This window comes from Dyella sp. 2HG41-7 (assembly GCF_021390675.1).
Lineage (GTDB): Bacteria > Pseudomonadota > Gammaproteobacteria > Xanthomonadales > Rhodanobacteraceae > Dyella_B.
Map to the genome: position 1 here is coordinate 3,884,062 of NZ_JAJEJV010000004.1, position 14,307 is coordinate 3,898,368.

Consider the following 14,307-nt stretch of genomic DNA (forward strand, 5'->3'; position numbering starts at 1 on the left):
CGATTACTCCGTTACGACGTGTGCAGGGATTGGGGGGCGACGAGTTCGCTTCTCTTCCATCGTGGCAGGTCGAATCTGTCCGCGCTCCGCCACGAAGACAACGTTTTCATCGCTGTTTGCGCTATTAACGAAATGGTGGAATCGGGCGCGCGTTTGCGGATCGGTCACAGCCTTTTTCCACTCGCACTCGTAGGTGTTCACAATGTGTTGCATCTGCTCTTCCAGTTCCGCGCCGATACCGAGCGTGTCCTGGACGATGACATCCTTGAGGTAATCCAGGCCTCCTTCGAGGTTGTCGCGCCATACGCTGGTGCGCTGCAGGCGATCCGCCGTGCGGATATAGAACATCAGGAAACGGTCGATGTAGCGAATCATGGTGGGCGTATCCAGATCGCCCGCCAGCAGCTCGGCGTGGCGCGGCTTCATGCCGCCGTTGCCGCACACGTAAAGATTCCAGCCTTTCTCGGTGGCGATTACGCCGACATCTTTGCCTTGCGCTTCGGCGCATTCGCGCGTGCAACCGGATACGCCGAACTTCAGTTTGTGCGGTGAGCGCAAACCTTTGTAGCGATTTTCCAAATGAATCGCCGTGCCGACGGAATCTTGCACGCCGTACCGGCACCAGGTGGAGCCGACGCACGACTTCACCGTGCGCAACGATTTGCCGTATGCGTGTCCCGATTCGAAGCCGGCTGCGATCAACTCCTCCCAAATCGACGGGAGCTGCTCCAGTCGCGCGCCGAACATATCCACGCGCTGGCCGCCGGTGATCTTGGTGTAGAGACCGTATTTCTTCGCGACGTGGCCGACGGCGATCAGGCCGTCCGGTGTGACCTCCCCACCAGCCATGCGCGGAACCACCGAATACGTGCCGTCTTTCTGAATATTGGCGAGGAAGTAATCGTTCGAATCCTGCAATGAGGCGTGCTCTTTCTGCAGCACGAATTCGTTCCAGCAGGAAGCAAGGATGCTGGCGGCGACCGGCTTGCAGATATCACAACCCAGACCGCGACCGTGTCGATGCAGCAAGTCATCGAAACACTTGATGCGTTCTACGCGCACCAGATGAAACAATTCCTGGCGCGAATACGCGAAGTGCTCGCACAGATGATTGTTCACCGCCAAACCTTGGCGCTTCATCTCCGACTTCATGATTTGCGTGACCAGCGGCACGCAACCGCCGCAGGTCGTTCCCGCCTTTGTGTTCGCCTTCAACTCGCCAATGGACGTAGCGCCAGCCGCAACGGCCTCGCAAAGCAGTCCTTTGGAGACGTTATTGCACGAGCAGATTTGCGCGGACGCCGGCAACGCATTCGCACCCAGTCCGGGCTTCGCTTTGCCTTCCGCCGACGGCAGTATCAAAAACTCGGGATCTTCGGGTAGTTCGATGCCGTTGAGCATCATCTGCAACAGCGTGCCGTATTCGGCGGCATCGCCGATCAGCACGCCACCCAGCAATTGTTTGCCGTCCCCCGACACCACCAGTTTCTTGTAGATCTGGCGGCGCTCGTCACTGAACTGATAACTGCGACTGCCCGGCGTCGCACCATGCGCATCGCCAATGCTCGCCACATCCACGCCCATCAGTTTCAGTTTGGTGGACATATCGGCGCCGATAAATTCCGGCAACACTTGCGCATGCTTGCGTTCCAGCAACGCGTTCAGATGCGCGGCCACCACACGCGCCATGTCATAACCCGGCGCCACCAAGCCGAAAGTTTTACCGCCCCAATACGCGCACTCGCCGATAGCGTAGACATCCCAATCGCGCGTGCGGCAATAGTTGTCGACGTGAATACCACCGCGCTCGCCTACGCCAAGTTCGCATTGCCTGGCCAGTTCGTCGCGCGGACGGATGCCGGCGGAGAACACGATCATGTCGGTCTCGAGATGGCCGCCGTCGACAAAGTTCATGCGATGCCGCGCGCCGTCGCCATCGACGATATTGGCCGTGCTTTTGCCGGTATGCACGGTGACGCCGAGCTCTTCGATCTTTCGGCGCAACATCTGTCCACCGACATCGTCCACCTGCACCGCCATCAGGCGCGACGCAAATTCGACCACGTGCGTTTCGAGTCCCAATTCGCGCAAAGCTTTCGCGCACTCCAGACCAAGCAGGCCGCCACCGATCACCACGCCGACTTTGGAGCTTTTGCTCCACGTCGTCATCGCTTCCAGATCGGCAATGGTGCGATAGACCAGGCACGCGGGCCGATCGTTGCCTGGAATTGGCGGTACGAAAGGTTTGGAGCCAGTGGCAAGCACAAGCTTGTCGTAAGCGATCACTTCGCCGTCTTGCGTCGTCACGCGCTTCTGTGCGCGGTCGATATGCGCGGCCTGCGACGCCAAACGCAAATGCAGACCTTGTTGCTCGAAGAAACCTGGCGCGACCAGCGACAAATCGTCCGCGCTTTTGCCGCTGAAGAATTCGGACAAGTGCACGCGATCGTATGCAGGCCTGCTTTCTTCGCATAGCACGGTGATATCCAGACCGGGAGGATTGCGCTGCATCAACGCTTCCAGCAGCTTGTGCCCGACCATGCCGTTGCCGATCACGAGCAATTTGATCGTCATCTGTCGTGTCTCCTCGCTTAGTCGATGGCCCATGCGGCGGAAGGCGACGCTACCGGCTCCGCCTGACGTAACGCCTCTCGATAGAGTTGTTCTTCACGCGCCGTGTGCTCGGCACTGAAACGCACTGCCAGTGCGCATAACGAACCGGCGATGACGAATGCGCCGAGCAGTGCAAACGTGTGCTGCACCGATCCGGTGCCTTTCAGCAAAAAACCTGCGACCACTGCGCCGACGTTGCCACCCGCGCCCACGATGCCCGCCACGCCGCCGAGCGCCTTGCGATCAACGAACGGAACCAGCGCATACGTGGCGCCACATGCCATATGCGTGAACAATCCAAAGACGATCATCGCGGCAATCGCCACCGTCGCGACTTGCGTGCTGGAAAACCACAACAGGCCCAGACCTTCGCCAAGCATCAAGGCGCCGAGCAGCCAACTGCGTACCGCGAGTCCGTTTTTACGCGCCAAGCGATCGGAGGCGATGCCTCCCAGTGCGCGCGCGAACAGCGCCAATAAACCGAAGCTCCCCGCCGCCAAGCCTGCGTGACGCAAATCCAGCCCGAATCGATCGACGTAATAGCTGGCCGCGACGCCGTGCACGAACAGCTCGACGCCAAAGCAACCGGCATACGTGACGAACAACATCCAGACGCGGTAATTGCGCATCGCTGCGCGAAACACGGCCCATCCGCCGGGCCTGCCGCTTCCGCGCTGCGCACTTTGCGCACGTAAATCTTTGTAATCGCCTTGCGGCGTATCTTGCGCGTAACGCCAATACAACGCCGAAACGATCAACATCGATACGCCAGGCACGAACATCGCTGCGCGCCAGCCCAAGTCGTGTTGCACGCCTATCGCCAGCATCGCTGCAACCAAGCAAGGCATGACCGATTGCGCCACGCCGCCGCCTGCATTCCCCCACCCTGCCGCCACGGCGTTCGCGGTGCCGACAACATTCGGCGCGAACATCACCGACGTGTGGTACTGCGTAATGACAAAGCCTGCGCCCGCGATGCCAATCGCCAGACGGAACAGCAAAAACGATGTGTAACTGTGCGCGAAAGCGATGCCGAATACCGGTATCGCGCCAAGCGCCAGCAGCCATGTGTACGTGCGTCGCGGACCGAATCGATCGCACAACGGACCGACGATCAATCGCCCAAAGACGGTAACCGCGACCGCCGCGATATTGATATTGGCGAGTTGATCTTTATCGAGATGAAACTCGCCCTTGATCAACGGCATCAACGGCGCCACCGCGAACCACGCAAAAAAGCACACAAAAAACGCCAACCAACTCAAATGGAACGCACGCATGGAAGGCGTGCGCAGCCGAAACAACTCGATCCGCGTAGCTTTGCTCGACATGTCTTCCCCGCCGCTATGACCTGTCCAACACCGTGGCCCGTCCGTCGCGCAAAACGCTGATCGGCGAGCCTTGCTGGATGATGCGTTGCATCATTTATGCCACGGGAGAAAACGCTTATTTCGGCTGCCTTATGCAGCTATCGCTAGAAATATACGCGTATCGCGCACCATTAAAGGGCGAGCGCACTTTCAATTGCACCGTTGCAGTGCACCACCCAAGTGCACGCCGCACAAACGAAAACGGGCCAGTTCGACTTGGCCCGTTTTGCATTCAAGCAACGAAAATTCGAAAACCGACTGACTATTCCACCGTCACCGACTTCGCCAAGTTACGCGGCTGATCCACATCGGTGCCGCGCAATACGGCGACGTGATAAGCGAGCAACTGTAATGGCACGGTGAACACGGCAGGCGCGATGAAATCACCGCCGGCATCGATGCGTAAGATGGAACCGCGTGTCGCGGTGCCGTCTACGTGCGCAGCGGCGTCGGCGAACACGATCAACTCGCCGCCGCGTGCACGAACTTCCTGCAGGTTGGATTTGAGCTTGTCGAGCAGCGGACCATTGGGCGCTACGGCGATCACGGGCATATCTTCGTCAACGAGCGCGAGCGGGCCGTGTTTCAGTTCGCCGGCGGGATATGCTTCGGCGTGTATATAAGAAATTTCCTTGAGCTTGAGCGAGCCTTCCAACGCGACGGGATAGTGCGCGCCACGGCCCAGGAACAACGCGTGATGGCGATGGACGAAACGCTCGGCAAGCGCAATGACTTCCGGCTCCAGCTTGAGCGCTTCATCGATGGCGCGCGGCAAGCGATGCAATTGCTCGACGAGTTCGCGATAACGCTTTTCGTCCAAGCCATGCTGCTTGGCTAAGTGCAGTGTCAGCAGCGCCAGCGCGGCAAGCTGAGTGGTGAAAGCCTTGGTGGATGCCACGCCGATTTCGGGGCCGGCGCGCGTCATCAGCTTGAGATCGGCTTCGCGCACGACCGACGATTCGGGCACGTTGCAGATGGCGAGCGTGCCCAGATAGCCGCGACGACGCGATTCGCGCATGGCGGCGAGCGTGTCGGCGGTTTCTCCGGATTGCGAAATGGCGACGAACAGCGTGCCATCCGCCACCACCGCCTCGCGGTAACGGTATTCGCTGGCGACTTCCACGCTGACGGGAAGACGCGCGTAATCTTCGATCCAGTATTTGGCGACCATGCCAGCGTGATAGCTGGTGCCGCATGCAACGATGTGCACGCCTTTCACTTTCGACAGCAACTCGTCGCCGCCGACGCCGAAGACGTTGGGCAAGACTCCGTGGGCGCCGATGCGCGCTTCGAGCGTTTGGGCGACAGCGCGCGGCTGCTCGAAGATTTCTTTCTGCATGTAGTGGCGGTACTCGCCACGTTCCACGGCATCGGCCGACAATTCGCTTTCGTGGATGCCGCGCTCGACCGGCTTGCCGTCCAGTGTGTAAATCTGCACACCTTCGCGGCTCATCTCGACGACGTCGTCTTCTTCGAGATAGATGATGCGGTTGGTCACCTGCACCAGCGCCTGCGCATCGGAGCCCAGAAAGTTTTCGCCAATGCCGACGCCGACCAGCAGCGGCGCGCCGCGACGTGCGCCGACCACGCGACCTGGATCGTCACGGCTGATCACCGCGATGGCGTAGGCGCCTTCGAGATCGCGCACGGTGGCGAGCACGGCTTCGCGCAGGCTCACGCCTTTGGAAAGATTTTGATCGATCAAAGCGGCCATCACTTCCGTGTCGGTTTCGGAGGTGAAGACGCAGCCCTTCGCTTGCAGTTCGGCACGCAACGATGCGTAGTTTTCGATGATGCCGTTATGCACGAGGGTGACGCGGCCGATCGTATGCGGATGCGCATTGGCTTCGTTGGGAACGCCGTGCGTCGCCCAGCGCGTATGCGCGATACCGGTGCCACCGGGGAACGGATCGGCCAGATACAGGGCTTCCATTTCGCGCACTTTGCCTTTGGCGCGAACGCGGCGTACCTGCCCACTTTCCAGCACGGCCAAGCCGGCCGAATCGTAACCTCGGTATTCCAACGCCTTGAGACCGGCGATCAACAGAGGCGCAACGTCACGTTGGGCGGCGGCGGCAACGATTCCACACATAAAGTGTTTTCCTAATACAGGTTATGTGAAGTCGGCGACTTTGAACGGAAGTCGTTTCGACTAGCTTTCTACTCTCACTTTCCATGGGATTGGAAGTGGAAAGTGAGAGGCCGGGATTGTCTTTGGCACGCCATGAAAAGCATGCATTGGTTCGGCCACTTTATTCAGCTACTAGGCGGGCTGGCCCCTCACCCCAACCATCTTCCTCGCTCATCAAAACGCGGCCATCCATGGCCGCTCCCCGCGTCCCATAGGGGAGAGGGAGCGCAAGCTTAGTGCACTTTGCGCCGCAGATAGTTCAACAGATCGATGCGTGTAATCAGGCCCATAAACTGTTCGCCGTCGACCACGATGGCGACATGTCCGCGTTCGAATACCGGCAACAAGGCTTCGATCGGCGAGCGCACGTCGAGCATTTGCAGATCGCTGATCATGGCGGTGGCGACCGAATCGCGGAAGCGCGCTTCGTCCGAATGCACATGCATCAACACATCCGATTCGTCGAGGATGCCGACGATGCGATGACCGTCCATCACCGGCAGCTGCGACACGTCGTAAAGCTTCATGCGCGTGTACGCGGTCATCAGCAATTCGTTCGGGCCTACCACTACCGTATCGCGACGCGCGAACGGGCGAAGCAGCAGATCGCGCAGATCGCCGCGCTGTTCGCGGTCGATGAATCCGTTATCGAGCATCCAGTAGTCGTTGTACATCTTCGACAAATACTTGTTGCCCGTATCGCAAACCAGGGTCACCACGCGCTTGGGTTCGGTCTGCTCGCGGCAATATTTCAGTGCAGCCGTCAAAAGCGTGCCGGTGGACGAGCCGCCGAGAATGCCTTCCTTCGCCAACAATTCGCGCGCGGCGAGAAAGCTTTCTTTGTCGGACACGGCGTAGGCTTTTTTCACGCGCGAGAAATCGCTGATGGTGGGAAGAAAATCTTCGCCGATGCCCTCCACCATCCAACTGCCGGATTTGGTGGATAGCACGCCTTCGTTGATGTACTGCGCGAGGATGGAACCCACCGGATCGGCGAGTACGATTTCCGTGTTCGGCGAAGTCTTGGCGAAGTATTGCGAGAGCCCCGTCATGGTGCCGGACGAACCGCAACCGACCACCACCGCATCCACCTTGCCGTCCATCTGCTTGAGAATTTCCGGACCGGTGGTTTCGATGTGCGCGCGCGGGTTGTCGGGATTGCCGAATTGATTGATGAAGTACGCGCCGGGCGTTTCGCGCGCGATGCGCTCGGCCATGTCCTGGTAATACTCCGGATGCCCTTTGGCGACATCCGATCGCGTGAGCACGACTTCCGCGCCCATCGCCTTGAGATTGAAAATTTTCTCGCGGCTCATCTTGTCGGGCACGACGAGAATGAGTCGATAACCTTTCGCTTGCGCCACCAGCGCCAGCCCCAAGCCGGTGTTGCCGGCAGTGCCTTCTACCAAAGTCGCGCCGGGTTTGATTTTTCCGGCTTTTTCCGCGCCTTCGATCATCGACAAGCCGATGCGGTCCTTGATCGATCCACCCGGGTTTGCGCTTTCCAGTTTCAGGAACAGCTCGCAGCGCCCGGTATCGAGGTGCTGGGCGCGGACCATGGGGGTGTTTCCGATCAGCTCGAGGACGCTGGCGTTGACCGACATGAAAACTCCGTAGCGGTGATGCGTGATTGATATGAAGCCCAATCATAACGGGAACGGCGAAGCGGCACGGTAGGGCCGCCGCCCAACAGGTTGCGCATGGGCGAAAAAAAGCCCCGGTAGCGCGGGCTCCGGGGCTTTTTTGGATTGCACGTCAGGCGCTAATGAATCTGGCGTTCATGGGCGCGATGTTCGTCCCACATTCGCTGCAAGCGCTCCTTGGCGTAAAGCTTTTCTTTCTTCATCGAAGTAAGCGTCATGTCGTCAACAGGGAGAACGCCGATCTCGGCATTGTCCACTTTGCTGTTCAGCTCCTTGTGTCGTTGGTATAGCCGGCGAAACTCAGCGTCGGCTTTCATCAGGGCTTCGACAGCATCTCGCTGCTGATCTTCGAACATGATCCAACCTCCTCGCGATAAAACGGCGGACGCTCGCTAACGAGCGCTCGCGAACAAAAGCGAATCACACGCATAACCAAACCCCGTAACCCTTGTGCAGGGAACAGGGACGGGGACGAAAGGAAAGAATGCGCATGGTTCAGTCGGTAGGCCGCAGGGGTTTGAGAACCGCGGCGACTTTGACCCTACTCCGCCCTCGAAAGGGGCGCAAGGACCCCACGCCAGACCGCATCAGAGCGCGGTCGGTCGTCAAATTTGCGTAAGTAGCATCGTCCTCTCCCGCGCGGGAGAGGACGTGAAAAAGCTTACTTGCCGCCGTTGGAATCGCTGGGCGACTGGTTGTCCTGCATCTGGGAACGCAGCGCTTTGGCGGCCTTGGCGGCCAGCTCGGCCTGGCGTCGGGCGGATTGGGCGACGCGGCTCTGGGCGGCAGCCAGTTTGCGGGCCTGTTCGGCTTCCTGACGCGCTTGCGCGGCTTGGTCGGCAGCGGCCTGGCCCTGGGCTTGCGCCTGCAAAGCTTGCTGCTGGGCGATCTGGTACTGCATGCGCTGAATATCCAGCTGCTGCTGCGCGGCGGTGGCGTCGATACGGCTGCGTTCCAGCTGCAGCTGGGCGTTTTCCTGATCGAGCTGATTGAGCTGGCGCTGCGAGGACTGCAACTGCGCTTCCGCCTTGGCCTGATCCACCCGGCGCTCGGCGATATACAACGCATGCGGCCGGTCGTGCGAGCTGGCCTGCGCGAGCTGGTTGACGGCATCGCGTGCGAGCGCCTGATCAGCCTGCGCATAAATGCCCAGGTTCGGATCCGACGCAAGCTGATTCAACGAACCGTTAAGCCGATCGACGTCCATATCGGTTTTGCGCGCTTGGGCGGCGACGCTGACCAACATGGCCAAAAGAAACACGGCGACGATCGACAAGCGATGATTGGAGATGGCGTTTTTCATTACTGGCCTCCCGGATTCTGCTGACCGGAAGAATCAGGCATGGTCTGGAAACCCTGCCCCGGTTGTTGCTGCTGCGGTTGCGGATTGCCAAGCACCGAGGACGACGGAGCCGGCATGTCTTGCTGCACGGGCGCCTGGGTCGGCAGCTGCGGTGCGCTGCTCGACGGCGCCGGTGCGCCGGAGGACGGCTGCTCGGGATTGCCGCCGTTGTCGCCGTTGCCCTGGTCGTCGCCCTGCCCTTGCTGCTGCGCGGCGGCCTGTTGCGTGGCCAACTGCGCTTTCTGCTGTTGGTAATGCTGGTCGTTCTCGGACTGCGCTTGGGCGTTCTGAGCACGCAGGCGACTGTTTGCGTCCATTTTGGACTGAATTTGGGCACGTGCTGCCGCAAGCTGCGCCTTGGTGCGGGCCAGCGTGGAGTCTGCGCGGGACTCGTCGGCCAGGTCGGCCGCCTGGGCATATTTGCGGTCGGCCATGGCCGCCTGCGCCTGCTGGAACTTATCCTGGGCGAAGCCGAAATCGACCGGGTCGTAATCGGACGCACCCGCATCGCGCGCAGCCTGAAGCTGGGCTTGTGCTTGATTCATTGCACTATCCGGCGGGGGAACGCTGGCGCAACCGCCAAGACTCAGCGTCAAAACCAGCAACACCGGGGCCACCGCCAAGATGCGCTTGCCACGCAGCTTCAACGGGGAAAATATGTGGACCATCACTCATTCCTCTTCGAGTGTCACAGCGTATTGTGGGCAGGCACAATACTTGAATGCAATGCGTAAAATTTTGGGGTCTTTAAGGTGGATATCGGTTACTTCCTCAAGTTGATGGTGGACAAGGGCGCGTCGGACATGTTTCTGACGACGGGCGCCCCGGTGAACATCAAGGTCGAGGGCAAGCTGTACCCGCTCGGCAACACCGGGCTGCCCAGCGGCATGGTGAAAAAAATCGCCTATTCGCTGATGGACGAGGGACAGGTTCCACAGTTCGAGCGTGACCTGGAACTCAATATGGCCCTGGCCGTGAAAGAAGCCGGCCGCTTCCGCATCAACGTATTCAAGCAACGCGGCGAAGTGGGCATGGTGATCCGCGCGATCAAGAGCGAGATCCCGAGCATCGAACAGCTGCAGCTGCCGCAGATTTTCCGCGACCTGATCATGGAGCCGCGCGGACTGATCCTGGTGGTGGGCGCCACCGGTTCGGGTAAGTCGACCACGCTGGCGGCCATGCTGGACCACCGCAACAGCAATTCGTCCGGACACATCCTCACCATCGAGGACCCGATCGAATACCTCCACCGCCACAAGAAATCGATCGTCAATCAGCGCGAAGTGGGCCTGGATACGCACACGTATCACGAAGCCCTGCGCAACGCGATGCGCGAAGCGCCGGACGTGATCATGATCGGCGAGATTCGCGACACCGACACGATGGAGGCGGCGATCGCTTTCTCCGAAACCGGTCACCTTTGCTTGGCGACGCTGCATTCCAACAACGCCGACCAGACGCTGGAACGCATCCTCAACTTCTTCCCCGAATCGGCACATAAAAACGTGCTGATGAATCTTGCCCTGAACCTGCGCGCCGTGATCAGCCAGCGCCTGGTGAGCGGCAAGGACGGCCGCCGTCTGCCGGCGGTGGAAGTGCTGCTCAACACGCCGTTCATTCGCGACATGATCCGCCGCGGCCAGATCCACGAAGTGAAAGAAGCCATGGATCGCAGCCTGCAGGAAGGCATGCAGACGTTCGATCAATCGCTCTACAAGTTGTACAAGAGCGGACGCATCGAGCTGGAAGAAGCGCTGGCCAAGGCCGACTCTCGCGATGGCTTGGCGCTGAAGATTCGTTTGTCCGAAGGCGGCAATTCGGAGACGGCGGAGCTGGCGGGCAACGATCCGTACGGCTTGGGCTTCTAAAACCTTTACCTCACACCATCGTCGTCCCGGCGAGGCGCTTTTCAACAGCGAAGCTGGTCAAGCCGGGACGACGAACTTTGGGGTTTTCTGTAAAGGGCAAACACCCTACGCCTTCGGCGCATCCGGCTGCCGCTCCGGCGTCGCCTCATGAAACGCATCCATCGCCGCACACGCCGCGTCGATGCGCAGGATGGTCGGGTAATCCCCCAGCGGCACTTTCCACCGCCGCGCGTTGTACACCTGCGGCACCAGACACGCATCGGCCATGCTCGGTATATCGCCGTGGCAAAAACGGCCGGTGTCTTTGTTGTTGGCCAGCATCGCCTCTAACGCCTGGAATCCAGTCGCGATCCAATGCCGCGACCACACCGCTTTTTGTTCGTCGTCCGCGCCGAATTGCGATTCGATCCATTGCAACACACGCAGATTGCCGATCGGATGGATATCGCAGCCGACCAGCTGCGATAAGGCGCGCACGCGAGCCCGTCCTGCCGCATCGCCGGGCAGCAACGCCGGACTCGGATGGGTTTCATCGAGGTATTCGATGATGGCCATCGACTGAGTGATCACTTTTTCGCCATCGATCAAGGCGGGCACCAGCTGCTGCGGGTTCAACGCCACATAGTCCGGCGCGTGCTGCTCACCGCCGTCGCGAACCAGATGCACTGCCCGCGTTTCGTAACGCAAACCCTTTAGATTCAGGGCAATGCGCACACGGAACGCCGCGCTGGAGCGCCAGTAGCTGTAAAGAACGAGGCTGGAGGACATGGACCGTTCCCTGGATGAGGAGGGCGCCAGTTTAATCCCGCGGCGTTTGCATCGTTGCGAAGGCGGCGGGAAAATAAGCGGTTCCGGCCTTGTGGTCGACTTTTCTGAAGCTGCCAGGAGTTTTCCCGTGACCATCACCCGCATGAGCGACCTCGACCTGCGCGGCAAACGCGTGTTGATTCGCGAAGATTTGAACGTGCCGATCGAAAACGGTCACATCACCTCCACGCAGCGTTTGGATGCCTCGTTGCCCACCATCAAAGCCGCGCGCGACGCCGGCGCCAAGGTGATGGTGATCTCACATCTGGGTCGGCCGAAGGAAGGTCAGTTCGATGCCGAATCCTCGCTGGCGCCGGTGGCGAAATGGTTGGGTGAGCATCTCGGCACGCCGGTGCGCCTGGTCGCCGATTACCTCAACGGCGTGGACGTGGCCGAAGGCGAAGTCGTCGTGCTGGAAAACTGCCGCATGAATGTCGGCGAAGGCAAAGACGACGAAGCGCTTTCCAAGAAATACGCAGCGCTGTGCGACGTATTTGTGATGGACGCCTTCGGCACCGCGCATCGCGCGCAAGCGTCCACGCACGGCGTGATCAAATTCGCGCCCATCGCGGCGGCCGGCCCGCTGCTGTGTGACGAACTCGATGCGCTGGGCAAGGCGCTGGAAAAACCCGCGCATCCGCTGCTGGCGATCGTGGCCGGTTCCAAGGTTTCCACCAAGCTCACGCTGCTCGAAAACCTGATCGGCAAAGTGGATCAACTGATCGTGGGCGGCGGCATCGCCAACACCTTTATCGCGGCGGCCGGTTACCCGGTCGGCAATTCGCTGTACGAACCGGATCTTCTTCAGGCCGCCAAGAAAGTGCTCGCCGACGCCAAGCGTCGCGGCGCCGAAGTGCCGATGCCGGTGGATGTGGTCGTTGCGCCGGAATTTTCCGCGCATGCGCCCGCCTCGGTGAAATCGGTGGAACAAGTGAAAGACGACGAGATGATTCTCGACATCGGCCCCGAAACCGCCAAGCGTTACGCCGATCTGATCGCCAAAGCCGGCACGGTGGTGTGGAACGGCCCGGTGGGCGTGTTCGAATTCGATGCTTTCGGCAAAGGCACGGAAGTGTTGGCGCACGCGGTAGCCGATTCCAAGGCGTTTTCCATCGCCGGCGGCGGCGACACGCTGGCGGCCGTGGAAAAATACGGTATCGCCGACAAGGTTTCCTACATCTCCACCGGCGGCGGCGCGTTCCTGGAATTCCTGGAAGGCAAGGAACTGCCGGCAGTCGCCGCGCTCAAGGCGCGTGCTGCGAAGTAATCGATGCTTTGTCTGTTCGACCTCGACGGCACGCTGATCGATTCCGAACTCGGCATCACTGCATGCATCCGGCACGCGCTCATTAAACTGGGCGTGCCGGAACCGGCCGAATTGCGCTCCTGGATCGGTCCGCCGTTACGGCATAGCTTTGCGCCGTTGCTCGATCACGACGCGCTACGCATCGAAGAAGCCGTCGAGTATTACCACGAGCGTTTCGCTACGCACGGCTGGCGCGAACATGCCGTGTATCCCGGCATCGAAAACATGATCGATGATCTGCATGCGGCAGGTCATCGACTTGCCGTCGTGACCAGCAAACCGCAACAGCATGCGAAACCGATCGTCGAAGCCCTGCCCTTCGGTCATCGCTTCGAAAAACTCTATGGGCCGCATCCGTCCAGTCCGCATAGCGAAAAGGCATCGATGATTGCGGCGGCGTTAGCGGACTTTCAAGCGTCGCCAAAAGAAACCATCATGGTCGGCGATCGTCATTTCGATATCGAAGGCGCGGTCGCTAATGGTGTTGCAGGCATTGGCGCGCTGTGGGGTTTTGGTAGTCGGCAAGAGCTTGAAGAAGCGGGTGCGCAAGTGGTGGTCGAGCATCCTGCGCTTCTTGCCGGGTTGTTGCGGATTGCTTGACGTTCTACAAGCAGGTCATGCTCTTCATTGAGCACCCCACGTTTCCGAAGCACGCACCGGCCTGACACGAAACGCTACGCTGATCCGTGGCCCCACCGGCTGCGACAACTTCGGAATGCCGTGGTCGTAATGCAACTGCGCATTCCACCCCATCAGCAGCAAACTTCCCGCCTCCAGCTCCAGCTCGGTTTTCAGATGCGGCGGCAACTTGCGGCGAATCACCATGGTGCGCGTCGCACCCAGCGATAGCAGCACGATCGGTTGATGCGGCGTCAGCTCATGCAATTTGTCGTTATGCGGTGCCACGCTGTCGTGTTCGTCGCGATAAAAATTCAGACCAATGCTGTTGAACGGCGCGTCGATATGTTGTTTGACGATAAGCAATGCATCGCGCAATACCTTCGGCAATGCGGGATCGGCGATGGCGTAGTGACAATGCAGGCGCGGCACGCCGACCATGCGCTCGTACATTATGCGCGAGGTTTCGTGCCAATCGCCTTGACGACGCAACGCGTCGAACCACGCCGTGGCTAAGGAGGGTGGAATGACGTCCGGCCGATACGTGATCGGCCCGGTCATATCGTCGGCAATCCTTTGCACGCTTGGCTCAAAAAGCAGTGTCTGCAT

General features: G+C 60.0%; 12 protein-coding genes. 3 read left to right on the forward strand and 9 right to left on the reverse strand.

The features are described from left to right. Window positions 1–3: 3 nt before the first annotated feature. The 7 genes from nirB to L0U79_RS19055 form a co-directional block, all read right to left on the reverse strand. A complete protein-coding gene (gene nirB / locus L0U79_RS19025) occupies window positions 4–2,574 on the reverse strand; it encodes a nitrite reductase large subunit NirB (RefSeq protein WP_233843787.1) in 2,571 nt (856 codons plus the stop codon). Between the two features lie 17 nt (window positions 2,575–2,591). Next, on the reverse strand, window positions 2,592–3,944 hold the full coding sequence (locus L0U79_RS19030) for a NarK family nitrate/nitrite MFS transporter (protein ID WP_233843788.1): 1,353 nt from the start codon (window positions 3,942–3,944) through the stop codon (window positions 2,592–2,594). A gap of 301 nt (window positions 3,945–4,245) precedes the next feature. Continuing rightward, a complete protein-coding gene (glmS, locus tag L0U79_RS19035; protein WP_233843789.1) occupies window positions 4,246–6,075 on the reverse strand; it encodes a glutamine--fructose-6-phosphate transaminase (isomerizing) in 1,830 nt (609 codons plus the stop codon). Between the two features lie 272 nt (window positions 6,076–6,347). Further along, a complete protein-coding gene (locus L0U79_RS19040) occupies window positions 6,348–7,718 on the reverse strand; it encodes a pyridoxal-phosphate dependent enzyme (protein WP_233843790.1) in 1,371 nt (456 codons plus the stop codon). Between the two features lie 158 nt (window positions 7,719–7,876). Then, a complete protein-coding gene (locus L0U79_RS19045) occupies window positions 7,877–8,113 on the reverse strand; it encodes a YdcH family protein (RefSeq protein ID WP_233843791.1) in 237 nt (78 codons plus the stop codon). Between the two features lie 305 nt (window positions 8,114–8,418). Beyond that, window positions 8,419–9,060 (reverse strand): hypothetical protein, encoded by a 642-nt coding sequence (locus L0U79_RS19050; RefSeq protein ID WP_233843792.1) that lies wholly within the window; start codon window positions 9,058–9,060, stop codon window positions 8,419–8,421. After that, the gene (locus L0U79_RS19055) at window positions 9,060–9,767 is read right to left on the reverse strand and encodes a DUF4398 domain-containing protein (protein WP_233843793.1); all 708 of its coding nucleotides are present in this window, start codon (window positions 9,765–9,767) and stop codon (window positions 9,060–9,062) included. The genes L0U79_RS19050 and L0U79_RS19055 overlap by 1 nt, the downstream gene beginning before the upstream one ends. An 84-nt stretch (window positions 9,768–9,851) precedes the next feature. On the opposite strand from L0U79_RS19055, the gene L0U79_RS19060 reads away from it, so the two are divergent. Continuing rightward, complete coding sequence (locus L0U79_RS19060; protein ID WP_233843794.1) at window positions 9,852–10,967, forward strand: PilT/PilU family type 4a pilus ATPase; 1,116 nt, start codon at window positions 9,852–9,854, stop codon at window positions 10,965–10,967. A gap of 105 nt (window positions 10,968–11,072) precedes the next feature. Here the strand turns inward: L0U79_RS19060 and maiA are convergent, their stop codons facing one another. Further along, window positions 11,073–11,735 (reverse strand): maleylacetoacetate isomerase, encoded by a 663-nt coding sequence (gene maiA, locus L0U79_RS19065; protein WP_233843795.1) that lies wholly within the window; start codon window positions 11,733–11,735, stop codon window positions 11,073–11,075. A 127-nt stretch (window positions 11,736–11,862) separates the two neighbouring features. Between maiA and L0U79_RS19070 the strand changes: the two genes are divergently transcribed. Both L0U79_RS19070 and L0U79_RS19075 read left to right on the forward strand, forming a co-directional pair. Continuing rightward, on the forward strand, window positions 11,863–13,041 hold the full coding sequence (locus L0U79_RS19070; protein ID WP_233843796.1) for a phosphoglycerate kinase: 1,179 nt from the start codon (window positions 11,863–11,865) through the stop codon (window positions 13,039–13,041). 3 nt (window positions 13,042–13,044) lie between these two features. Beyond that, window positions 13,045–13,680 carry an HAD hydrolase-like protein gene (locus L0U79_RS19075; protein WP_233843797.1) on the forward strand — a complete coding sequence of 212 codons (636 nt, stop codon included), beginning with the start codon at window positions 13,045–13,047 and terminating at the stop codon, window positions 13,678–13,680. 24 nt (window positions 13,681–13,704) lie between these two features. On the opposite strand, the gene L0U79_RS19080 is transcribed toward L0U79_RS19075, so the two are convergent. Next, on the reverse strand, window positions 13,705–14,307 hold the full coding sequence (locus tag L0U79_RS19080) for an alpha-ketoglutarate-dependent dioxygenase AlkB (protein ID WP_233843798.1): 603 nt from the start codon (window positions 14,305–14,307) through the stop codon (window positions 13,705–13,707).